The following is a 21,050-nucleotide window of genomic DNA, read 5'->3' as shown; positions in this document are numbered from 1 at the left end:
GGATGCTGTTGAGCCTTGAGGACGCGACCGTACGGTTCGGTGGGCGGGCCGTGCTGGACGGGGTCGGCCTCGATGTCGCCGAGCACGAGATCGTGTGCGTGCTGGGGCCCAGCGGCAGCGGCAAGTCGACGCTGTTGAGGGTGGTGGCCGGGCTGCAACCCCTGGATGGCGGTCGGGTTTGGCTCGACGGGCGCGACCAGGCGGGCGTGCCCGTGCACAAGCGTGGGGTCGGGCTGATGTTCCAGGACCATCAGCTGTTCCCGCAGCGGGACGTGGGCGGCAATGTCGGGTTCGGGCTGCGGATGCACGGGGCGGCCAAGGAGCAACAGGGCCAGCGGGTACGGGAGTTGCTCGACCTCGTCGGGCTTCCGGGGGCCGGGCATCGGGCCGTCGCCTCGCTGTCCGGGGGTGAGCAGCAGCGGGTGGCACTGGCGCGGGCCCTCGCGCCCCGGCCGCGACTGCTGATGCTGGACGAGCCGCTCGGGCAGCTCGACCGGTCACTGCGGGAGCGGCTGGTCGTCGAACTGCGGGAGCTGTTCGGGCGGTTGGGGACGACTGTGCTCGCGGTGACGCATGACCAGGGGGAGGCGTTCGCGCTCGCCGACCGGGTCGTGGTGATGCGGGACGGGCGGATCGCCCAGTCCGGTACGCCTCTTGAGGTGTGGCAGCGGCCGGCGGACGAGTTCGTGGCCCGTTTCCTCGGCTTCGAGAACGTGGTCGAGGGCAGTGTCGTGGGGGAGGCCGCGGACACCCCCTGGGGCAAGGTGCCGGTCCCTGCGGGGGCTGCGCAGGGGGTGCGTTCTGTGTTGGTGCGGCCGGCGGGGGTGCGGCTGGTGGGGGCGGACGAGGGGCTGCGGTGCGTGGTGGTCGCGCGGACGTTCAAGGGCACGCATGTCGCTGTGCGGTTGCAGCCGGAGGAGGGTGCGCCTCGGTTGGAGGCGGCTTGTGCGTTGCGGGTGGCTCCGGGGGTGGGGGATGTGGTGGGGGTGGAGTTCGACGCGGAGGAGATTGTCGTGCTCGGTTGATCGGCGGGGCGATGTCCCGCGTCTGTGCGTTGTGGGGTGCCCGGCGTGGGGGCCGACGTCGGGTGGGTGCGCTCGCCCGCGCTTGCGGGGTGCCGCTCTCGGTGGGTCGGGAGCCGCCCCAGCGGCACGACTGCCCGCAGTTGCGCGCGGCCGCGTGACACGGCGGTGGCCCGTCGCCTCTCTGTGAGGGGACGGGCCACCGTGGTGTGCGGGAGGGTCAGCGGCTGCTGTTCGCTCCGCGGCGGCGGAGGCCGAAGAAGACGGCGCCGCCGCCGATCACGACCAGGGCCGCCGCGATGCCGGCGATGATCCCGGTGTTGGAGTTGGCGCCGGTCTCGGCGAGGTTGGACTCGGCGGCCGCGGGCGACGGGGCGCTGCTCGCGGTGTCCGCCGGGGCGGTGCTGCCGCTTTCGGAGGCCGACGGGCTCGGGGTGATGGTCTCCTCGGCCGGGGTCGAGGCGGAGTCCGACGGCGTCGGGGTGGGCGTCGGCGTCGGGCTGTCCTCGGTCTTGCAGGCCGTCGACGGGGTGGTCAGGTTCGGCTTGATGTCCTCGTCGACGTAGTTCGCGGCCTTGACGTGGATGCGGTACTCGGCGTTCGGCAGCCAGTCCTCTTCGAAGGTGATGGTGGTGCCTTCGGCCGAGCCCTTGACCACCTGCTGGCCGACCTTCTTCACGTCGGCGCCGTTGTTCTCGAGGAACACGGAGACGGTGGCCGGGACACCGCCGGCGTCCACGTCGGTGACGGTGATGACGCCCTTGGTGCCGTCGCACTTGGCTTCGGCGGAGAAATCACTGATGCTGCAGGCGAGCGCGCTGCCGGCGGCACCGAGCGTGAGCGCGGCCGAGGCGGTGGCGACACCGAGGATGCGCACGGAACGTGCGACGGTACGGCGAGTTATGGACACGTTTGTCCTTCACGAGTTAAGCAACTGCGGGGGGTTGGTGGGATGTTGATGGTTACCAGCATCCCCAAGAGGCTCACAGGTCTATAAGCGCTGCATAAGAAGTGTCAACGCATATGCAGGCTACAAGCGTTTGCTTTACCGTCTGTTTAACTGCCAAGACGTTTCAGCGCCTCCGGAGCCTCCTCGATCCGGTCAACCAGGGCGATTCGGGCCTCCATCGAACGCTCCCGAGCGAGCGCCTGAAGAAGCGGCCACGTGGGCAGCCGTTCCGTCCAGTGCGCCCGGTCCACGAGAACCATCGGCGTGGGCTCGCCGCGCGACTCGTAGTAGTTCGGCGTCGCGTTGTCGAAGATCTCCTGGACGGTCCCGGCGGCGCCCGGCAGGAAGACCACACCCGCGGTGCAGCGGGCCAGCAGGCCGTCCTCGCGGGTGGCGTTGGCGAAGTACTTGGCGAGGTGCGAGGCGAAGGCGTTCGGCGGCTCGTGGCCGTAGAACCACGTCGGAATGCCGACGGAGGTACCGCCCTTCGGCCACCGGGAGCGCACCTCGAAGGCGGCCGACGCCCATTCGGTGATCGACGGCGTGAACTTCGGGGTCTTGGCGAGGAGTCGGAGCGAGTCGGCCAGCATCGCGTCGTCGTACGGGGCGGCGTACGCGCCGAGGTTCGCCGCCTCCATCGCGCCCGGGCCGCCGCCGGTGGCGACCGTGAGACCGGCGCGGGCCAGCTCCCGGCCGAGCCGTGCTGCACCGGCGTACGCCTCCGTGCCGCGGGCCATCGCATGGCCGCCCATCACACCCACCACGGGTGTCCCCCGCAGGAGTTCGTCGAGGGCGTCCGAGACGGAGTCGTCGTGGATCGAGCGGAGAGTGGAGGCGAATATGTCGTGGTCGGCCTTGGTCCGCTGGAACCAGGCGTACGCGAGGGCGTCGGGCGTGGACTCGTAGCCGTCAGCCAGGGACGCGAACAGCTCGTCGGGGGAGTAGAGCAGGCCCCGGTACGGGTCGAAGGGCAGGTCGGGGACGGGCGGGAAGACCATCGCGCCGTCCGCCCGGACCTTGGCCGCCGCGTCCTGGCGCATGGGGCAGCCGAGAAAGACGGCACCTGCCGTGTCCGTCGTGAGCAACTCGCGCGTACGGTCCGTCAGGTCGACGGCCTGCACCCGGAAGCCGGCGAGCGTCGCACGGGCCGAGACCGTCGCGTCGAACTCGTCGAGGGTCTCGATCTCGCGGTCGTTGTGGTGGGCCGCATGGGCGGGCATCGTCTGCACCCGCCCATGCTAGGCACAGTGGTTCAGCCCTCGACGGCGGCCGGGTCCATCCATATGACCTCCCAGGTGTGGCCGTCGAGGTCGTCGAAGGAGCGGCCGTACATGAAGCCGTGGTCCTGGGTCTCGCCGGCCGGGGAGCCGCCCGCGGCGAGCGCCTTCTCGACCAGCTCATCGACCTTCTCGCGGCTCTCGGCGCTCAGCGCGATCAGTACCTCGCTGGTCTTGGTGGCGTCGACGATCTCCTTCTTGGTGAAGGTCGAGTAGAACGGCTTGGTGAGCAGCATGGCGACGATGGTGTCGCTGATCACCACGGAGGCCGCGTTGTCGTCGCTGAACTGCGGGTTGATCGAGTACCCCAGCTCCGTGAAGAACTTCTTCGAGGCGTCGAGGTCGTTCACGGGCAGGTTCACGAAGATCATCTGCTGGTACGTCGAGCTCATCGGTCTCTCCCATCGGGTATGTGGCGTTCGGTGGGTAGACGCTGCGTCCCGGCGGAACTCATCGGCCGGCGGAGATTTTTTGCGCCGGTTCTCGTACGGCCGCCCGGTTCTCGTACGGTCCTTCAGGCGGCCAGCGGCAGCGCCGCCAGCTCGGCCACGACCAGCGTGAGCGGGCCGAACAGGGCCAGCAGCGCGCCGGCGCGGAGGGCGGCGGCGCTGCGCAGCATCGTGGCGGGGGCGCCGAGCCGCAGCAGCGCGGCCGTGGTGTCGGCGCGGGCGTGCTTGGCCTCTGTGGCGGCGGTGAGCAGGGTCGCCACCGTGCAGCCGGTCACCAGGAGCAGGCCGAGGGTGGTGAGCGGGCCGAAGGAGGGTTCCGCCGTGTCGTACAGCGCGGCCATGGCGTACGCGCCCGACGCCACCGCGCAGACGACGCCGAGGGGGCGGCCGATGCGGCCGGCCTCCGCCATGAGGACGCGGCCGGCGAGGAGGCGGAGGGCGCCGGGGCGGGCGGTCTGGAGGAGGCGGCCGCAGAGGTGGGTGAGGCCGGGGCCGGCGAGGGCGAGGCCGGTGGCGGTGAGGATCCAGCCGACGAGGACGGAGGCCGGGCCGGTGGTGGCGAGGCCGCCGGGCATGGTGACGGGGGCGCCGGTCGCTGAGCGGGTGGCGTATGCCTCCACCGCGAGGCCCGCGGCGAGTACGGCGATGCCCCAGGGGAGGCCTCGGGGGGCTGTCTGAGGGGGTGGGGCGAGTGTGTCGGGGTCCTCCAGGTCCGCAGTGATGGCGCCCGGGGTGAGGGCTGCTGCGGGGCTGGGTTCGCTCGTCCGCGCTTGCGGGGCGCCGGCGCCTGTCCTTGGGTCGGGAGCAGCCCCGGCGGCACGACCGTCCGCGGGCTCGGTGGGCCGGCTGCCCGCGGCTCGCAGGCGGGCGCCGAAGCGGCCGTACGCTCCGAAGGTCTCCCGCGCGGGCGGGTTGCCGTACGCACCGAAGCGGCCGAACGACCGGCCCGCGGTGCGCGCCGGGGTCGGCCTGTCGTCCCGTGGCCTCAGGACCCAGCCCACCGCCACCGACGCGATCGCGGGTGTCATAGCCAGCAGGGTCAGGGCGGCCGGCAACGGCAGCGGGTCCTCGGCTGCCAGGAACTCCGATGCCGCGCCGTCGAAGGGCATGCCCGTGAGGTCGCCCCGCAGGTGGAGGACGACGAGGAGGGCGAGCATCGAGCCCAGCGTGCAGGACAGGGCCGTTGTGGTGGCCGTGACGGCCATCAGGCGGGTCGGGCCGAGGCCGATGGCCGAGAGGCCGGGGCGGGGTTTGGTGGCGGGGTCGGTGCGGGCCACCGCGACGGCGAAGTGGATCGTGGCGGCCAGCGGAGTCGCGCACCAGGCCAGGCGGAGCATCGAGCCCGCGGGGTCGTCCGGGTGGCTCATCGCGTAGCCGAGGGTGCACAGCAGGAGGAAGCCCGTGCCTGCCGAGGCCGCCGCCACCAGGAGACGGCGCAGTTGGACGGCCGGGTGGGCGCCGCGGGTCAGACGGAGAGCGAGCACGTGGCTGCCCGGCCTTCCGTCTCGGTGACCGGGGGCAGGTGCACGGTGTTCACGCGCCGCCCGTCCAGCAGGGAGATCGTGCGGTCGGCGAGGGCGGCCGTGTCCGCGTCGTGGGTGGCCAGCACCACCGTGATGCCGTGCGAGCGGGCCGCCGTGGTGAGGGTGCGCAGGACGTGGGCACGGTCGGCGCGGTGCAGGGGCGCGGTCGGCTCGTCGGCGAACAGGACCGTGGGGGCGGGGGCCAGGGCCCGTGCGATGCAGACGCGCTGGCGTTCGGACTGGCGCAGTTCGTGCGGGCGTTTGCGGGTGCTGTCGCCGATGTCGAGGCGCTCCAGCCACTCCAGGGCCGCGGTCTTGGCGCGGCGGCGGCTGGTGCCGCGCAGCATCAGGGGCAGGGCGGCGTTCTCCCAGACGTTCAGCTCGGGAACGAGGGCCGGGGCCGGGTCGATCCAGCCGAAGCGGTCGCGGCGCAGGCGTTCGCGGGTCATCGCTCCCATGGTGTGCACGGGCACGCTGTTGAACCAGACCTCGCCGCGCTGCGTGGGGAGGAGGCCGGACAGGCACCGCAGCAGGGTCGACTTGCCGCTGCCGCGCGGTCCGCTGACGGCGAGAATCTCGCCCTCGCGGACGCCGAGCGAGACGCCGCTGAGCGCGGGCGAGCCGTCTTTGTGGGTGAAGTGCAGGGCGCGTGCCCAGAGCACGTCGTTGTCCGGCGGGGCCACCATGGGCGTACACCTCGTTCAGATCCGTAATTCCCTGTGCCGATCCCCCGTGCGGGGGAACGAAGGCAGGGCCGATCGGTTACAGGGCACGCTAGGGATCCGGGGCCGGAAGGCCGGACAGCACGCGGCCCGGGTGCACCCGTTCTCACTCGTACGGGTGCACCCGGGCCGCGGGCGGCTACAGCTTGGTCCACGCCTCCGTGAGCGTCGCGCGCAGGATCTGCTCGATCTCGTCGAACGTCTCCTGGTTGGAGATCAGCGGCGGGGCGAGCTGGACGACCGGGTCGCCGCGGTCGTCGGCACGGCAGTACAGGCCGTTGTCGAACAGTGCCTTCGACAGGAAGCCGTACAGGACGCGCTCGGTCTCCTCGTCGTCGAAGGACTCCTTGGTGTGCTTGTCCTTCACCAGTTCGATGCCGTAGAAGAAGCCGTTGCCGCGGACGTCGCCGACGATCGGCAGGTCGTGGAGCTTCTCCAGGGTCGCGCGGAAGGCGCCCTCGTTGTCGAGCACGTGCTGGTTGAGGTTCTCGCGCTCGAACAGGTCGAGGTTGGCCAGACCCACCGCTGCCGACACCGGGTGGCCGCCGAAGGTGTAGCCGTGCAGGAAGGTGTTGTCGCCCGTGTAGAACGGCTCGGCCAGGCGGTCGGAGATGATGCAGGCGCCGATCGGGGAGTAGCCCGAGGTCATGCCCTTGGCGCAGGTGATCATGTCCGGGACGTAGTCGAACTTGTCGCAGGCGAACATCGTGCCGAGGCGGCCGAAGGCGCAGATGACCTCGTCCGACACCAGCAGCACGTCGTACTTGTCGCAGATCTCGCGGACCCGCTGGAAGTAGCCGGGCGGGGGCGGGAAGCAGCCGCCCGCGTTCTGCACCGGCTCCAGGAAGACCGCCGCGACCGTGTCCGCGCCCTCCATGAGGATCTGCTGCTCGATCTGGTCGGCGGCCCAGCGGCCGAAGGCCACGGGGTCGTCGCCGAAGAGCGGGGCGCGGTAGATGTTGGTGTTCGGCACCTTGTGCGCGCCCGGGACGAGCGGCTCGAAGGGGGCCTTGAGGGCCGGCAGGCCGGTGATGGACAGGGCGCCCTGCGGGGTGCCGTGGTAGGCGACCGCGCGGGAGATGACCTTGTACTTGGTGGGCTTGCCGGTCAGCTTGAAGTACTGCTTGGCGAGCTTCCAGGCGGTCTCGACCGCCTCGCCGCCGCCGGTGGTGAAGAAGACCTTGTTCAGGTCGCCGGGCGCGTGGTGCGCGAGGCGCTCGGCGAGCTCGACGGCCTTCGGGTGGGCGTAGGACCAGATCGGGAAGAACGCCAGCTCCTGCGCCTGCTTGAAGGCGGTCTCGGCGAGTTCCGTGCGGCCGTGACCGGCCTGGACCACGAACAGACCCGCGAGACCGTCGAGGTAGCGCCTGCCCTTGTCGTCGTAGATGTAGGTGCCCTCACCCCGGACGATGGTCGGGACGGGGGAGTTCTGGTACGAGGACATGCGGGTGAAGTGCATCCACAGGTGGTCGTACGCGGTCTGGCTGAGGTCCTTGCTCACGGCTATCGGGTTCCCCACATGTAGGTCTGCTTCTTCAGCTTGAGGTAGACGAAGCTCTCGGTGGAGCGCACTCCGGGGATGGCTCGGATGCGTTTGTTGATGACGTCCAGGAGGTGGTCGTCGTCCTCGCAGACGATCTCCACCATCAGGTCGAAGGAGCCTGCGGTCATCACCACGTACTCGCATTCGGACATTGCGGTGACCGCGTCGGCGACGGACTCCACGTCGCCTTCCACGCGGATGCCGACCATCGCCTGCCGGCGGAAGCCCACGGTGAGCGGGTCCGTGACGGCGACGATCTGCATCACACCCTGGTCGAGCAGCTTCTGCACGCGCTGGCGCACGGCGGCCTCGGACAGGCCGACGGCCTTGCCGATGGCGGCGTACGGCCGGCGGCCGTCCTCCTGGAGCTGTTCGACGATGGCGAGGGAGACGGCATCCAGGTGGGGGGTGCCGTGCCTGGACTCGCGGGAGTCCCTGGGGTCTGCGCTTCGACTGGCCACGACGTCACTGTGCACGAGGTCTCGACACTTCCGCAAGGCCGATGCGATGAAATTCGTTGTTTACGTGACTGAGACCTGCGGATTTCGCAGCGATGGCGCGATCGGGGGTGTTGAAAACGTGGGCGGGCGGATTAGGGTGGGTGTCTCAGTCAATGGACAGTCCGACTCGACACATTCGACTCGACACATTCGACTCGACACATTCGACCCGACACAGGAGGCCGGCAGTGAGCACCGAGCTGCGTCGTCTGCGCAATTACATCGACGGTGGGTTCCGGGACGCCGCCGACGGGCGGACCACCGAGGTGGTCAACCCCGCGACGGGCGAGGCGTACGCGACCGCGCCGCTGTCCGGGCAGGCGGATGTCGACGCCGCCATGGCGGCCGCCGCCGCTGCCTTCCCGGCCTGGCGCGACACGACCCCCGCCGAGCGCCAGAAGGCCCTCCTGAAGATCGCTGACGCGTTCGAGGAGCGGGCCGAGGACCTCATCGCGGCCGAGGTGGAGAACACGGGCAAGCCGATCGGGCTGACCCGCTCCGAGGAGATCCCGCCGATGGTCGACCAGATCCGCTTCTTCGCGGGCGCGGCCCGGATGCTGGAGGGGCGCTCGGCCGGCGAGTACATGGAGGGTCTTACCTCGATCGTCCGCCGCGAGCCGGTCGGTGTCTGCGCGCAGGTCGCGCCGTGGAACTACCCGATGATGATGGCCGTGTGGAAGTTCGCACCGGCGCTCGCGGCGGGCAACACGGTCGTGCTGAAGCCGTCGGACACCACCCCGGCGTCGACGGTCCTGATCGCCGACATCGTCGGCTCGATCCTGCCCAAGGGCGTCTTCAACGTCATCACCGGCGACCGTGACACCGGCCGCCTGATGGTCGAGCACCCGACCCCGGCGATGGCCTCCATCACCGGTTCCGTGCGGGCGGGCATGTCGGTCGCCGAGTCGGCGTCCAAGGACCTCAAGCGGGTCCACCTGGAGCTGGGCGGCAAGGCGCCGGTCGTCGTCTTCGACGACACCGACATCCCCAAGGCCGTCGAGGACATCTCCGTCGCGGGCTTCTTCAACGCCGGGCAGGACTGTACGGCCGCCACCCGCGTCCTGGTCCAGGAGGCCATCCACGACGAGTTCGTGGCCGCGCTGGCGAAGGCCGCCGCCGAGACCAAGACGGGGCAGCCGGACGACGAGGACGTCCTGTACGGCCCGCTCAACAACCCGAACCAGCTCAAGCAGGTCTCCGGCTTCATCGAGCGGCTGCCCGCGCACGCCAAGGTCGAGACCGGTGGCCACCAGGTCGGCGAGAAGGGCTACTTCTACGCGCCGACCGTCGTCTCCGGCCTCAAGCAGGACGACGAGATCATCCAGAAGGAGGTCTTCGGGCCGGTCATCACCGTCCAGTCCTTCTCGGACGAGGACCAGGCCGTGGAGTGGGCCAACGGCGTCGAGTACGCCCTCGCCTCTTCCGTGTGGACCAAGGACCACGGCCGCGCGATGCGGATGTCCAAGAAGCTCGACTTCGGCTGCGTGTGGATCAACACCCACATCCCGCTGGTCGCCGAGATGCCCCACGGCGGCTTCAAGAAGTCCGGCTACGGGAAGGACCTCTCGTCGTACGGCTTCGACGACTACACGCGAATCAAGCACGTGATGACGTCGCTGGACTCCTAGCCGGTACGGCGTACAGCGCGGCCCCGGACGGTCGACCGACCGTCCGGGGCCGCGCTGTCCCCCTCCGTGGTGGTCAGGCGCTGCGGGTCAGGGACGGCAGCTCGTCGCCGGGCTCGACGTGCTTGCGGAGCTCGGGCAGTTCACCCTTGCCGGGCCGGCCGGGGTGCTTCGGCAGGTCCGGTGCGGACGGGAAGGTGATCCCGGCGTCCTTCAGGACCGGGGCGCACTTCTTGATCGCCTCGCGGTACTCCTTGGCGGCGACGTCGGTCATGTCGGCCCGGTCGCCCTTCAGGGTCACGCACAGGCGGACTGAGCCGTCGTCGCCCTTCTCCGCGTGGGAGTCCGGATAGAACGTCCGGCCCTCGCCGCGCATGCACGCGGCGAAGTCGTCGTTGGCCTCGTTGACGTCGTCCGGGGCGTTCTCGGTCGGCTCGTAGCCCACCGCGTGACCGGGCCGGTCGGGCCGGCTGCGGGGCGGGTCGTCCGTGGCGGCGCTCGGGTCGGACGCGGCGGCCGTCGAGGCGCTGACCGTGCCGAGGGTGACGGCTGGCCTTCACCTACGTCCTTGTGGCCAACTCCGAGCCGTCTCTCACCGCGGGCACGCCTCGCGTGACCGGTCAGGCCGAGGCGCTCCCCGCTCCGGACGCGCCGACCGTCGCCTCGTACGTCGAGAGGCGGCTGTCGGTGCTGCGCGCCGAGCAACTGCACGACCTGCTGGTCGAGTCGGTCGTCGCGCTCGCGGTGATGACGGTGGTCTCGGTGGCGCTGGGATGGCTGATGGCGGGGCGGGTCCTGGAGCCGCTGCGCACGATGACGGCGCGGGCCCGCCGGATCTCCGCCGACAACCTGCACGAGCGGCTGGCGGTGGCCGGACCCGACGACGAGCTGAAGGCGATGGCGGACACCATCGACGACGTACTCGCCCGGCTGGAGGGCGCGTTCGAGGCGCAGCAGCGGTTCGTCGCGAACGCCTCGCACGAACTGCGCACCCCGCTCACTCTCCAGCAGACGATCGTGGACGTGGCCCTCGCGGACCCCGACGCGTCCGTGGACACCCTGCGCGCCGCGCTGCTGCGGTCGCGGGCGGCGGGGGAGGAGCAGGAGCGGCTGATCGACGCGCTGCTGACCCGGCACGCAGCCAACGCGGGCTGGAGCGGCGGGAGTTCGTCGACCTCACGGCGATCGTGCGGGAGCGGCTGCCGACCGGAGGTCCTCGGGTGGAGGCCCGGCTGGATCCGGCGCCCGTGTTCGGTGATCCGCAGCTGATCGAGCGGCTGGTGGTCAACCTGACCGACAACGCCGTACGGCACAACCTCCCCGCGGCGGCGGGTGAGGAGCGGTGGGTGCGGGTGTGGACCGGCCTCGACCCGGCCGGCCGGGCCGGTCTGCGGATCGAGAACAGCGGGCCGGTGATTTCGCCGGAGCAGGCGCCGGGGCTGTTCCAGCCGTTCCGCCGGCTGGGTCCGGAGCGGGTCCGCAAGCGGGACGGCGTCGGCCTGGGTCTGTCGATCGTCGCCGCGGTCGTCGCCGCGCACGGGGGCCGGGTGCTGGCCCGGACGCGTCCGCAGGGTGGACTGACCGTGGAGGCCAGCCTGCCGGGGCATTCGGTCGCCGGGGGCGGGGGACGCCGTACGGGCTGATGTCCTGGCTGGTGTCGGGGACTGGTGTCGTGGCTGGTGTCAGGGCTGATGTCCGGCGGCGTGATCCGGCTCCAGGGCGACTTTGCCATCTCTTTACAACCCGTTGCCCGGCTGCCTCGTCTCTCCCGTCGATCTGCAACCCAGCCCGCCGAGCCACCGGGTGGGCGGACCGACGAGAGAGAGCGATTCATGCGCCGAACTGTCCTGAGCGCCATGGCACTTGCCTGCACCGCCGTACTGGCGGGTGCCGTGCCGGCGTTCGCCGACGGGGGGACCCCGACCCCGGCCCCCACCAGCGTCCCGTCCGCCGGCGCCGACGCGACCCCGGTCCCGTCCGGGACCACCGCACCGAGCGAAGCTCCGACCGACGTCTCGCCGAGTGCCGAACCGACCCTGGCGCCTTCGCCGGGCCAGGTGTCCGTGGTGCCGAGCGGAGCGCCCGACACCGGTGTCGGCGAGGAGTCGGCGCAGTCCGGATCCACCGGCGGGCTGATCGGCGGGGGTGCCGCCGCGGCGTTCGCCGTCGGTGGCGCCGCGTTCTACGTGGTACGGCGTCGGCGGGCGACCGGGGCATGACCTCGCTCTCCAGGCGCGCCTTCGTCACCGCGGCGATGGCTTCACTGCTCGTGAGCTGCGGCGGCTCTCCGTCCGACCCGGACCCGGCCGCACGCCCCACGAACACGCCGTCACCCGAGCGGTCCTCGGAGACGGCGGGGCAGGCCCTCGGGCGTTCGGTCCCGGTCGGGCTGCGGATCCCGGCCATCGGGGTCGACACCCCGGTGATGCAGCTGGGGCTGGCCGCGGACGGCAGCGTGCAGGTGCCCCCGATCACGGCGAACGACCGGGCGGGCTGGTACCGGCACTCGCCGACACCGGGCCAGACCGGTCCGTCGGTGATCCTCGGTCATGTCACGGTCGGCGAGCACGGGGACGGGGTCTTCCGTCACCTCGACCGGCTGCGCCGGGGCGACCGGATCGCGGCGCGCCTGGAGAACGGCACGACGGCCGAGTTCACCGTCACCGAGGTACGGACGGTCGCCAAGGCGGAATTCCCCGCGGCGGAGGTCTACGGGAACGTGAACCGGCCGGAGTTGCGTCTTGTCACCTGCGGCGGGCCTCTCACCGGTGACGGCTATCGCGACAACGTGATCGTCTTCGCCGCGTCGTCTTCGGCGTCGAGTTCCGCAGGAGAACGTTGAAACGGTCCCGCGAGAGGGCAGCGTCCGAGCTGTTCGCCGCCCTCTACCCACGCCTCGCCGGCTGGTGCCGCCGGCTGGTCGACGACGACGAGACGGCCCACGAGATCGCCTCGGAGGCCTTCACCCGGCTCTGGGGCCGCTGGACATCGGTGTCGGAGCCCCGGGGCTTCCTCTACGTCACCGCGGCCAATCTCGTCCGGGACCACTGGCGCAAACTGGAGCGCGAACGCAGGGCCGTACGCCGGGCCACCGCCGAAGCAGCCGTACTCCCGCCGGCCGAACAGGCCGACCCGTCCGTACGCCTGCTGGTGCAGTCGCTGCCGGAACGGCTGCGCGTCCCGATCCTGCTGCACTACTACGCCGACATGCCGATCCGGGAGGTGTCCGCGCTGACCGGGCGCAAGGAAGGAACCGTCAAGTCCGACCTCCACGCGGCCCGTGAACTGCTCCGCGCCCATCTGGGGAGAAGCCTTGATCACACACGCTGACGAGGGTCCGGAGTTCGAGCCCGACGACCCGCTCGCCGTCATCCTGCGACCCGCCTCCGACTACCTCGGCCCACCCGCCGGCCGCTACGAGGCGATCCGCCGCCGGGCCGGCCGCCGCCGCCTGCTGCGCGCCGCGGCGGGGGTGGGCGTGGCGTGCGCGGTCGCCGCCCTCGCCGCGCTGCCGTTCCGCCTGGCCACGCAGGAGGCACCCGCGACCCCCTCGGTCCCCCTCGCCCCGCCGCCCGCGAGCAGTCCTTCGGTCCCGCCCACCCCGTCGGCGACCGCTGTTCCCAGCGGCCTCCCTCCTACCGAGAGGGGCGCGACCCCCAGCCCCTCCGCTCCGGCCGGCACGTCCGCCCCCTCCGTCGCGCCGACGCCGGCTCCCACCTCACAGCCCGGCGAGACCTCCGCCCCGTCCACGAGCAGCGCCGGACCGTAGATCACTCCGGGGGCGGCGGCGCAGCCCGGGCGGCGGGCCGTGGCCTCGGCACCTGCTGGACCATCGATGGTGGCGAGCAGCAGGCCGACGCGTCCGCCGACGGCCCGCAAGTTCGGCCGTGCCAGCCGCGGCCCCAGCCACACCTGGGCCACGCTCGGCGCCCCGCCGGGCAGGGACTGGATCGTCCACGGCCTGGCCCTCGGCACAGCCGCCACCACCGGCATGGCCCTGACCGCGGCCCCCGCCCAGGCGGCCACCACAGGCTGCTGCCGATCTCGTGGAATCAGCGCGAGGGGCAGCCGGCGGCGGACCAGCCAGACCCGGTTGCGGGCGTTCACCCGGTAGTAGATGGCGTGCCGGGCTGGCAAACCTTGCGTACACCATGGGAGTCAGATTTTGAACGTGTTCAATTAATGCGTACGCTGCTGCCATGAACGACAGAGCCGCCCTGCTCAAGGGCATCCGCGCGTGGTTGGTCCTCTTCGTCGTCTGCCTGGTGCTCAGCGGCGCCACGGCCTTTCCCCTGGTCCACGAACTGCGCTGGACCGAGGACCTGTTGCGGGCGCTGTCCGTGCCGGAGTACCTGCCCGGGCTCATGGACTGGATCGAGCGGGTCCGGCAGGGGCTCGACGTCGTCGACGCCGAGTACCCCTTCGTGCTGTACGGCATGGACTGGCTGGCCTTCGCGCACCTCATCATCGCGGTCGCCTTCTACGGCCCCTACCGCGACCCGGTCCGCAACATCTGGGTCGTCGAGTTCGGGATGATCGCCTGCGCCGGGATCGTCCCGCTCGCGCTGATCTGCGGGCCGATCCGCGGGATCCCCTTCTGGTGGAGCGTGATCGACATGGCGTTCGGGGTCTTCGGGGTGATCCCGCTGTACGTCGTACGGAAGAGGATCAAGCGGCTGGAGGCGCTGACCGCAGCGCCTCCAGCCCCTGCCGTCGTCAGCGGTTGAACGCGGGGAAGGCGAAGCGCCGGGCGATGGCCTCGCCGTCGCCCCGTGCGTCGGTCGAGTTGACGGAGTAGACCACGGTCCGGGACAGGTCGCGGGTGGCCGCGACGACCGTGTGGTAGCCGGGGCGGGATCCTGTCTTCGCCCAGACGGTCCGGCCGTTCAGCTCGAACGGCAGGAACGGCGCGCCCATCGTGGCGTCCGGCACGTCCGGCACCGCGAACATCTCCTTCAGCTGCGGCTCGGGCACGACCCGCCCGCGGAACACGCCCACCAGCAGCCGTTCCAGGTCCGCGTTCGTCGAGATCATGTCCCCGGCCGCCCAGCGGTCGGACATGTTCCAGTCGGTCACGTCGACCAGCTTGCCGTCGATCCAGTCGTATCCGCGGTTGTGCGGTCCGTGGATGCGGGGGTCGGGGCCGTCGGGGAACGAGGTGTGCCGCATGCCGAGCGGGCGGAAGAGCCGTACGGCCGCCTGGTGGGCGTACGAGTCGCCGGTGACCTTCTCGATCAGCATGCCGAGCACGGTGTAGTGGATGTTGCTGTAGAACTGCCGCTCGCCGGGTGCGTGGTCCGGGTTCGGGCCCTTGGCGACCGACGCGGCCACGACCTCCTCGGGCGTCAGCGTCTCGAAGCGGTGCGGGTACATCTCCTCGGTGCTGTCGCCGAGGGACGCCCCGGGCTGCAGGCCGCTCGTGAAGTTCAGCAGCTGCCGGACGGTGATTGGCGCGAAGTCCTCGGTGAGCAGGCCGGGCAGGTACTGCTGGACCGTCCCGTCCAGGGAGATCCGGCCCTCGGCCGCGAGTTGCAGCGCGAGCGCCGCGGTCACGATCTTCGTCGTCGAACCGGCCCGGAACCGCGCCTTCTCCAGCGCGGGCGCCCCGGTTCTCAGGTCGCGCACCCCGGCCGTCCCGCGCCAGCTCCCCTTGCCGCCCACCCGCACGAGGGCCGCGGTGGCGTCCTGGTCCGGGAGGCCCGCGATCGCGGCCTCCAGGGCCTCGGTGTCGGGGCCGGTCGTGGTGGCGTGCGCTGCGGCCGGTCCGGACGCGGCGAACGCGGGGGCGGCCAGGGGGACGGCCCCCAGGGCGAGGACGAGGGAGGCGGCGAGGACGGTCGTACGGCGGCGGGCGCGCATGCGTCTGCTCCAGAGGTCGACATATGTGTTGCTGATCATCTTCTGCGCGTACGGCGATCCCCGGATCGTCGGCGAGGAGGGCACCCGACCCTGGTGGAACCCCTAGTAACTCCCGTTCCCGGCAAGGGGGTTGTCAGGGGCGCCCCCTAAGGGCGCCGAAAAACTGTTATCCCCGCCGCCTTCACACCGTCTCCGCACTGTGATCCCGGACATAGCCACCAGCCCCGGACTGCCTGAGAGGGTGCGTGCAGAAGACCACTGACCTCAGCCGACACTTGAGCCACCTGAGTCATCGCCACCGAAAGGGCCCCGTGGACACCCAGCACTGGCGCTCCACCATCGCCGCCGCCCAGGCCGGCGACCGGCAGGCGCTGGACGAGCTCGTCGCGGGCTGGCTGCCGCTGGTGTACAACATCGTCGGCCGGGCCCTGAACGGTCACGCCGACGTCGACGACGTCGTCCAGGAGACGATGCTGCGGGCCGTCGACAACCTCGGCTCGCTGCGCGACCCGGACAGCTTCCGGTCCTGGCTGGTGGCGATCGCCATGCGGCAGATCCGGGACCGGGCCCGCCGCAGGACCACCGACCGGCTGGACGAGTCGGCACCGCAGGACGCCGCCGACTTCGCCGAACTGACCGTGCTGCGGCTCCAGTTGGAGGGGCAGCGGCGCGAGGTCGCGGAAGCGGTGCGCTGGCTCGACGACGAGGACCGCCAGCTGCTGTCCCTGTGGTGGCTGGAGGTCGCGGGCGAACTCACCCGGCGCGAGCTCGCCGCGGCCGTCGGCATCAGCAGGCAGCACGCGGCCGTGCGCGTCCAGCGGATGAAGGAGCGCCTGGAGACCTCGCGCGGCATCGTGCGCGCTCTCGACGGCGCCTGCCCGGACCTGCGCGAGCTGACCGCCCGCTGGAACGGCCGCCCCGACTCGGTCTGGCGCAAGCGGCTGGCCCGGCACCTGCGGGGCTGCGGCTACTGCGGCGACGCCCGCGAGCCCGTCGTACCGGCGGAGCGCCTGCTCGTCGGGATCGCGCTCGTCCCGATCCCCGTCGGCTTCACCCTCTCGCTGGCCTTCGGCGGCAAGACGGCGGCCGCGGCCACCTTCGCCGGCACGTCCGTCGGCTGGTCCGCCAAGGTGCTGGGCGCGCTCACCAAGCCGGCCGTCGCCATGACGGCGGGCGCGACCATCGTCGCGGGCGGCGCGTACGTCGTCACGCAGCCCCCGGAGCCCGTCCCGCCACCGCGCGCGGCCGTCACCAGCTCCGCCCCGGCGGCCACCTCCGCCCCGCCGCCGCCCGCTTCGGCCACCCCGTCCCCCTCGCCGTCGGTGACGAAGAAGACCGACCTGTACGGCACCGTCGTCGACGCCGTCGACCGGGCGCCCGACCCGAACGCGAAGCCCGCGGCGCTGCCGCACCGGCCCGAGTCCGGGATCACCAGCACCGGCGGACGGCAGGCCGTGATGCAGCACCGCGGCGAGAGCGTGACGCTCAGCGGGCAGGGCTATGTCCTGGTGCGCTGGCAGATCGCGCCGCACGACCGGCCCGGCGGGCTGACCATGCCGACCTGGACCGGTCTGAAGGGCAGGATCTTCCACGTCGCCTCCGGTGGCGGCCGTCGTATGGACGACGTCATCGGGGACGGTTCCGACCGTGGCTACGTCACCGGCATGGGCGGCCCGGACATCGGCTACACGGTCCTGCCCGACGGCACCCAGCAGATGTGGCAGAACGAGTACTTCTACGTCGACGGCACCGTCACCCTCAACCAGAACGAGCGCGGCGCGTCCTACGGCCTGACCGTCTTCCCGACCACCTGGGACAAGGTGACCGAGGACATCACGGCCGGCCCTCCCGAGGGCGCGATCCGCTACGGCCTGGTCCGTGACACCGGCGAGGACGACGCCCCGGTGCCGCAGTACGTCACCCGCGCGACGCCGGCCGACCCCGCGACCGTCCCTCAGGAGTCGCGCGTGTAGCGCTCCGACGTGCCGGTGGCGCTCCCGCGACGTCAGACGCCGTCCCGCAGGGCGCACAGGATGTCGACGCGGTTGGTGGTGATCGAGTCGACGCCGATGTCGATGAGGCGGCGCATCGAGCGGCGGGTGTCGGGGGTCCAGACGGAGAGCAGGTAGCCGTCGGTGTGGACGCGCTCGGCGAGGGCGCGGTCGACGAGCGCGAAGCGGTAGTTGAGCCAGCGCGGCCGGACCGCGGCCAGCAGCGCGGGCCGCGGCGGCGCCAGTGTCGTCCAGGTCAGCGCGATCTCGGCGGCCGGATCGGCGGCGCGCACGGCGAGCATGGCCGTGGCGTCCGCGCAGTAGTACACGCGCTCCTCGGCCCCGCACTCGCGCACGACGTCCACCACCCGGCGCGCCACCCGCACGTCGGAGGTACGCGGCAGGTCGAGCATCACCCGGCTGTCGCCGGTCGCGGCGAGCGCCCGGGCCAGCGTCGGCACCTCGTCGCCGGTGAGCCCGCACACCTCGTCCGACGACAGCGACAGCAGCGGGCGGTCGTGCTCCCACAGCCGCTTCAGCGTCTCGTCGTGCAGCAGCACGGGCACGCCGTCCCGGGTGAGCCGTACGTCGATCTCGACCGCGTCCGCGCCCAAGCGGAGCGCGGAACGCAGCGAGTCGATGGTGTTCTCACGGACGCGGTAGGGGTCGCCGCGGTGCGCCACGGCGGTCAGCTTCTGCATGCGCCCATTGTGGTGGTCGACATGGTCGTCGTCAGAGGGCGAGCCAGGCCGAGGTGTAGGTGTCGATCTCTTCCTTGATGCGGGCCTTGCCGGCCGTGTCGAGGAAGGACACCTCCACCGCGCTCTTGGCCAGGTCGGCCAGACCCCGCTCGTCGAGGTCCAACAGCCGGGCGGCGACCGCGTACTCGTTGTTGAGATCGGTGCCGAACATCGGCGGGTCGTCGGAGTTGATGGTGACCAGGACGCCGGCCTTCACGAACTCCTTGATCGGGTGCTCGTCGAGGGTGCGGACCGCGCGGGTGGCGATGTTGGAGGTCGGGCACACCTCCAGGGCGATCCGGTGCTCGGCGAGGTGGGCGAGGAGCTTCTCGTCCTGCGCGGAACTGGTGCCGTGTCCGATGCGCTCGGCGCGCAGGTGGTTCAGCGCGTCCCACACCGTCTCGGGCCCGGTGGTCTCGCCGGCGTGCGGCACCGACCGCAGGCCCGCGGCGATCGCCCGGTCGAAGTACGGCTTGAACTGCGGCCGCGATACGCCTATTTCGGGCCCGCCGAGCCCGAAGGACACCAGCCCCTGAGGACGCACCCGGTCGTCGGTGGCCAGCCGCGTCGTCTCCTCGGCGGCCTCGAGACCGGCCTCGCCGGGAATGTCGAAGCACCAGCGCAGTACGGTCCCGAAGTCCGCCTCGGCCGCCTTGCGGGCGTCCTCGATCGCGTCCATGAAGGCGCCCTCGTCGATACCGCGCCGGGTCGAGGAGAACGGCGTGATGGTCAGCTCGGCGTAGCGCACCTGCTGCCGGGCCAGGTCCCGGGCCACCTCGTACGTCAGCAGCCGGACGTCCTCCGGGGTGCGGATCAGGTCGACGACCGACAGGTACACCTTGATGAAGTGGGCGAAGTCCGTGAACGTGAAGTAGTCGACCAGGGCCTCGGGATCGGTCGGCACCATGGAGTCGGGGTGGCGGGCGGCCAGTTCCGAGACGATCCGCGGGGAGGCGGAGCCCACATGGTGCACATGCAGTTCGGCCTTCGGCAGCGACGCGATGAAGGCGTGCAGGTCGCGCGGGACACGGGGCTCGATGAGGTGGTCGGTCAAGGTTCCTCCCCGGGAACGGCGTCCCCGGCCGGTGTGCGGCGGGACGCGGTGATCGGCTGATCGGTGACTCGGGGATCATCGTAGGCCGGGGTCACGCCGGACGGTCCCGGGCCTTAGCATGACGGAACGTTCGACAGAGGGGGGCCCGCGCATGTCCGACGACGCGCAGACGCCGGAAGCGCAGGGAAACGCCGCTCCCGGGCCGACGCCGACGCGTGGGGCCGGTGAGCCCGTCGACGCTCCCCGCGACCCGTGGGCGGCGCCGGGCGACCAGGGATCCGACCGGCCCGAGTCGGGGTCCGAGCCGTGGCCGACGGCGCCGCAGGACTCTCTGCCCGGCCCCGGTGCGACCGTTGCCGACGCGGAGTCCGTGCTGCCGCCGACCTCCCCACCGTCCTCCTCCGTGCACGACCAGCAGACGGTCACGTCGATGCCGGGCGTGGGCGGTACGCCGCCGCACGGTGCCACGCCGTCCCAGGGCGGCACCGCTCCGGCCGATGCCGTCCCGCCCTTCGGCGGCAAGGCCCCCGCCGGCGGTCCCGAGGCACCTCAGCCCTGGTCCTCGCCCTTCACGCCGTCCGCCCAGCCGAACGGCGAGGCCAACCCCTTCGCCCCGCCGAACGCCGCGGCACCCGCGAACCCCGGCCCGGCGGGCGCCTTCGCGCCCCCGGCCCCCATCGCCCCCTACCCGGCCGCGCCGTACGGGCAGGAGCAGGTGCCCCCGCCGCCCATCGCCCCCGGCGGCCCGGGCCAGGCCCCGTACGGCTACCCAGGCGGCTACGGCTACCCGGCCCCGCCCGGACCCGGCTACGGCTCCCACGCCCCGCACTCCCAGGGCCCCGGCGCCTACTACGGCTGGCCCGGCATGGCGCCCGCGCCGAACAACGGGATGGGCACGGCCGCGCTGATCGTCGGCATCATCTCGGCCGTCGGTTTCTGCATGTGGCCGATCGCCATCATCGGCGGGATCGTGGCGGTGGTTCTGGGGGTGCTCGCCCGGCAGAAGGCGCGGCGGGGCGAGGCCACGAACGCGGGCCAGGCCCTGGCCGGGATCATCTGCGGCTCGGTGGGTCTGGCCCTGGCCGTCGGGATGATCGCCTTGCTGGTCTTCATGTCGTAGGGCCGACCGAGGGGGAGACCGGGTGCGCTTTTCAAAGGGTGCGCCCGATCACCGGGCGCACCCGATCGCCGGGCGCACCCGGTACGCCCTACCCCAGCAACCGCCCCCGCGCCTCCATCAACGCGAACCCCAGCAGGTTCGGCCCCCGCCACAGCTCCGGGTTCCCGGCCCGCTCGTCGTCCGCCGCGAGCCCGATGCCCCAGATGCGGTCCACGGGGCTGGCCTCGACCAGCACCCGGTTCCCGGTGCCCAGCAGGAACTCCCGCAGATCGGCGTGCGCGGCGAACTTGTGGACGCTGCCCTCCACCACGATCCCGTACCGCTCGCGCTCCCATACGGCGTCGTCGAAGCCGCGCACGAGCCGCCCCGCCTTCTTGGCCTGGGCCGGGCTCCGCGCCTCGACAGCGGCGCGCTCGGCCTCCGGGTCACCGAAGAGGCGCGCCTTGGACGCCATCATCCAGTGCTCGGCCGTCCGGTACGCCACGCCGTCCACGGTGAACGGCGACGGCCACCACTGACTCAGGCAGCTCGCGCCCACCTGTCCGTCCGGGCGCGGCCGGTGCCCCCAGAAGTGCAGGTACTTCACCTTCGCCCCAGAACGGACTTCGCTGGTCAGGGCCTCCCAGGAAGTGATCTCCCCCGTGGTTCTCTCCATGCACCCGAGTCTGGCAGCCAC

General features: G+C 71.8%; 23 protein-coding genes. 10 read left to right on the top strand and 13 right to left on the bottom strand.

Translation table 11 applies throughout. From position 1 onward, the window contains the following. The first annotated feature begins 2 nt into the window (after positions 1 to 2). Complete coding sequence (locus AC5P09_RS05190) at positions 3 to 1,025, top strand: ABC transporter ATP-binding protein (protein ID WP_493872663.1); 1,023 nt, start codon at positions 3 to 5, stop codon at positions 1,023 to 1,025. A gap of 217 nt (positions 1,026 to 1,242) precedes the next feature. Here the strand turns inward: AC5P09_RS05190 and AC5P09_RS05185 are convergent, their stop codons facing one another. From AC5P09_RS05185 to AC5P09_RS05155, 7 genes are all read right to left on the bottom strand, one after another. Beyond that, positions 1,243 to 1,899: an LAETG motif-containing sortase-dependent surface protein gene (locus tag AC5P09_RS05185; protein WP_493872662.1), complete on the bottom strand. Its 657-nt coding sequence runs from the start codon at positions 1,897 to 1,899 to the stop codon at positions 1,243 to 1,245. A gap of 179 nt (positions 1,900 to 2,078) precedes the next feature. Further along, a complete protein-coding gene (locus tag AC5P09_RS05180) occupies positions 2,079 to 3,200 on the bottom strand; it encodes an LOG family protein (RefSeq protein WP_493872661.1) in 1,122 nt (373 codons plus the stop codon). 23 nt (positions 3,201 to 3,223) lie between these two features. Beyond that, a complete protein-coding gene (locus AC5P09_RS05175) occupies positions 3,224 to 3,640 on the bottom strand; it encodes a VOC family protein (protein ID WP_493872660.1) in 417 nt (138 codons plus the stop codon). Positions 3,641 to 3,762: 122 nt separating this feature from the next. Further along, on the bottom strand, positions 3,763 to 5,181 hold the full coding sequence (locus AC5P09_RS05170) for a hypothetical protein (protein ID WP_493872659.1): 1,419 nt from the start codon (positions 5,179 to 5,181) through the stop codon (positions 3,763 to 3,765). Continuing rightward, on the bottom strand, positions 5,163 to 5,906 hold the full coding sequence (locus AC5P09_RS05165) for an ABC transporter ATP-binding protein (RefSeq protein WP_493872658.1): 744 nt from the start codon (positions 5,904 to 5,906) through the stop codon (positions 5,163 to 5,165). Before AC5P09_RS05165 ends, AC5P09_RS05170 begins: the two co-directional genes overlap by 19 nt. Positions 5,907 to 6,081: 175 nt before the next feature. Continuing rightward, positions 6,082 to 7,461 (bottom strand): aspartate aminotransferase family protein, encoded by a 1,380-nt coding sequence (locus tag AC5P09_RS05160; RefSeq protein WP_493872657.1) that lies wholly within the window; start codon positions 7,459 to 7,461, stop codon positions 6,082 to 6,084. After that, positions 7,446 to 7,961: an Lrp/AsnC family transcriptional regulator gene (locus AC5P09_RS05155; protein WP_307677572.1), complete on the bottom strand. Its 516-nt coding sequence runs from the start codon at positions 7,959 to 7,961 to the stop codon at positions 7,446 to 7,448. The genes AC5P09_RS05160 and AC5P09_RS05155 overlap by 16 nt, the downstream gene beginning before the upstream one ends. A 212-nt stretch (positions 7,962 to 8,173) precedes the next feature. Here AC5P09_RS05155 and AC5P09_RS05150 point away from each other — a divergent pair, with 212 nt between their 5' ends. Further along, entirely contained in the window at positions 8,174 to 9,613 is a 1,440-nt protein-coding gene (locus tag AC5P09_RS05150) for a gamma-aminobutyraldehyde dehydrogenase (RefSeq protein WP_493872656.1), read from the top strand. Between the two features lie 73 nt (positions 9,614 to 9,686). Here the strand turns inward: AC5P09_RS05150 and AC5P09_RS05145 are convergent, their stop codons facing one another. Continuing rightward, complete coding sequence (locus AC5P09_RS05145) at positions 9,687 to 10,055, bottom strand: hypothetical protein (RefSeq protein WP_493872655.1); 369 nt, start codon at positions 10,053 to 10,055, stop codon at positions 9,687 to 9,689. Between the two features lie 125 nt (positions 10,056 to 10,180). Here AC5P09_RS05145 and AC5P09_RS05140 point away from each other — a divergent pair, with 125 nt between their 5' ends. The 5 genes from AC5P09_RS05140 to AC5P09_RS05120 all read left to right on the top strand — a co-directional run bounded on the left by AC5P09_RS05140 (position 10,181) and on the right by AC5P09_RS05120 (position 12,940). Beyond that, a complete protein-coding gene (locus tag AC5P09_RS05140; RefSeq protein WP_493872654.1) occupies positions 10,181 to 10,879 on the top strand; it encodes a HAMP domain-containing protein in 699 nt (232 codons plus the stop codon). Further along, on the top strand, positions 10,858 to 11,253 hold the full coding sequence (locus tag AC5P09_RS05135) for a sensor histidine kinase (protein WP_493872653.1): 396 nt from the start codon (positions 10,858 to 10,860) through the stop codon (positions 11,251 to 11,253). The genes AC5P09_RS05140 and AC5P09_RS05135 overlap by 22 nt, the downstream gene beginning before the upstream one ends. A gap of 189 nt (positions 11,254 to 11,442) precedes the next feature. Then, positions 11,443 to 11,829 carry a Tat pathway signal sequence domain protein gene (locus AC5P09_RS05130; RefSeq protein ID WP_266433226.1) on the top strand — a complete coding sequence of 129 codons (387 nt, stop codon included), beginning with the start codon at positions 11,443 to 11,445 and terminating at the stop codon, positions 11,827 to 11,829. Beyond that, entirely contained in the window at positions 11,826 to 12,452 is a 627-nt protein-coding gene (locus tag AC5P09_RS05125; protein WP_493872652.1) for a class F sortase, read from the top strand. The genes AC5P09_RS05130 and AC5P09_RS05125 overlap by 4 nt, the downstream gene beginning before the upstream one ends. Beyond that, complete coding sequence (locus AC5P09_RS05120; protein ID WP_266433222.1) at positions 12,449 to 12,940, top strand: RNA polymerase sigma factor; 492 nt, start codon at positions 12,449 to 12,451, stop codon at positions 12,938 to 12,940. The genes AC5P09_RS05125 and AC5P09_RS05120 overlap by 4 nt, the downstream gene beginning before the upstream one ends. A gap of 84 nt (positions 12,941 to 13,024) precedes the next feature. Here the strand turns inward: AC5P09_RS05120 and AC5P09_RS05115 are convergent, their stop codons facing one another. Further along, positions 13,025 to 13,747 (bottom strand): hypothetical protein, encoded by a 723-nt coding sequence (locus tag AC5P09_RS05115; RefSeq protein WP_493872651.1) that lies wholly within the window; start codon positions 13,745 to 13,747, stop codon positions 13,025 to 13,027. Between the two features lie 62 nt (positions 13,748 to 13,809). Here AC5P09_RS05115 and AC5P09_RS05110 point away from each other — a divergent pair, with 62 nt between their 5' ends. Further along, on the top strand, positions 13,810 to 14,337 hold the full coding sequence (locus AC5P09_RS05110) for a hypothetical protein (protein WP_493872650.1): 528 nt from the start codon (positions 13,810 to 13,812) through the stop codon (positions 14,335 to 14,337). Here AC5P09_RS05110 and AC5P09_RS05105 read toward each other — a convergent pair. Then, positions 14,327 to 15,469 carry a serine hydrolase domain-containing protein gene (locus AC5P09_RS05105; protein ID WP_493872782.1) on the bottom strand — a complete coding sequence of 381 codons (1,143 nt, stop codon included), beginning with the start codon at positions 15,467 to 15,469 and terminating at the stop codon, positions 14,327 to 14,329. The genes AC5P09_RS05110 and AC5P09_RS05105 overlap by 11 nt on opposite strands. A 311-nt stretch (positions 15,470 to 15,780) precedes the next feature. Here AC5P09_RS05105 and AC5P09_RS05100 point away from each other — a divergent pair, with 311 nt between their 5' ends. After that, entirely contained in the window at positions 15,781 to 17,442 is a 1,662-nt protein-coding gene (locus tag AC5P09_RS05100) for an RNA polymerase sigma factor (protein ID WP_493872649.1), read from the top strand. A gap of 32 nt (positions 17,443 to 17,474) precedes the next feature. Here the strand turns inward: AC5P09_RS05100 and AC5P09_RS05095 are convergent, their stop codons facing one another. Together AC5P09_RS05095 and AC5P09_RS05090 are read right to left on the bottom strand one after the other, a co-directional pair. Further along, the gene (locus tag AC5P09_RS05095; protein ID WP_493872648.1) at positions 17,475 to 18,161 is read right to left on the bottom strand and encodes a glycerophosphodiester phosphodiesterase; all 687 of its coding nucleotides are present in this window, start codon (positions 18,159 to 18,161) and stop codon (positions 17,475 to 17,477) included. Between the two features lie 31 nt (positions 18,162 to 18,192). Then, positions 18,193 to 19,254, bottom strand: coding sequence for an adenosine deaminase (locus AC5P09_RS05090; RefSeq protein ID WP_493872647.1), 1,062 nt, complete (start codon positions 19,252 to 19,254; stop codon positions 18,193 to 18,195). Between the two features lie 151 nt (positions 19,255 to 19,405). Here AC5P09_RS05090 and AC5P09_RS05085 point away from each other — a divergent pair, with 151 nt between their 5' ends. Next, positions 19,406 to 20,374, top strand: a complete 969-nt coding sequence (locus tag AC5P09_RS05085) for a DUF4190 domain-containing protein (protein WP_493872646.1) — start codon at positions 19,406 to 19,408, stop codon at positions 20,372 to 20,374. 88 nt (positions 20,375 to 20,462) lie between these two features. Here the strand turns inward: AC5P09_RS05085 and ybiA are convergent, their stop codons facing one another. Next, entirely contained in the window at positions 20,463 to 21,029 is a 567-nt protein-coding gene (gene ybiA / locus AC5P09_RS05080; RefSeq protein WP_493872645.1) for a riboflavin biosynthesis intermediates N-glycosidase, read from the bottom strand. Between the last annotated feature and the right edge of the window lie 21 nt (positions 21,030 to 21,050).

This window comes from Streptomyces sp. a15 (assembly GCF_059026085.1).
The sequence above is the reverse complement of the archived record's forward strand: the minus strand, read 5'-3'. Positions and strand labels throughout refer to the sequence as shown.

Coding starts and splice junctions, on each gene's coding strand:
- AC5P09_RS05175 (WP_493872660.1), bottom strand. CDS start 3,640: ATGAGCTCGACGTACCAGCAGATGATCTTCGTGAACCTGCCCGTGAAC.
- AC5P09_RS05085 (WP_493872646.1), top strand. CDS start 19,406: ATGTCCGACGACGCGCAGACGCCGGAAGCGCAGGGAAACGCCGCTCCC.
- AC5P09_RS05130 (WP_266433226.1), top strand. CDS start 11,443: ATGCGCCGAACTGTCCTGAGCGCCATGGCACTTGCCTGCACCGCCGTA.
- ybiA (WP_493872645.1), bottom strand. CDS start 21,029: ATGGAGAGAACCACGGGGGAGATCACTTCCTGGGAGGCCCTGACCAGC.
- AC5P09_RS05125 (WP_493872652.1), top strand. CDS start 11,826: ATGACCTCGCTCTCCAGGCGCGCCTTCGTCACCGCGGCGATGGCTTCA.
- AC5P09_RS05190 (WP_493872663.1), top strand. CDS start 3: ATGCTGTTGAGCCTTGAGGACGCGACCGTACGGTTCGGTGGGCGGGCC.
- AC5P09_RS05105 (WP_493872782.1), bottom strand. CDS start 15,469: ATGCGCGCCCGCCGCCGTACGACCGTCCTCGCCGCCTCCCTCGTCCTC.
- AC5P09_RS05165 (WP_493872658.1), bottom strand. CDS start 5,906: ATGGTGGCCCCGCCGGACAACGACGTGCTCTGGGCACGCGCCCTGCAC.
- AC5P09_RS05095 (WP_493872648.1), bottom strand. CDS start 18,161: ATGCAGAAGCTGACCGCCGTGGCGCACCGCGGCGACCCCTACCGCGTC.
- AC5P09_RS05110 (WP_493872650.1), top strand. CDS start 13,810: ATGAACGACAGAGCCGCCCTGCTCAAGGGCATCCGCGCGTGGTTGGTC.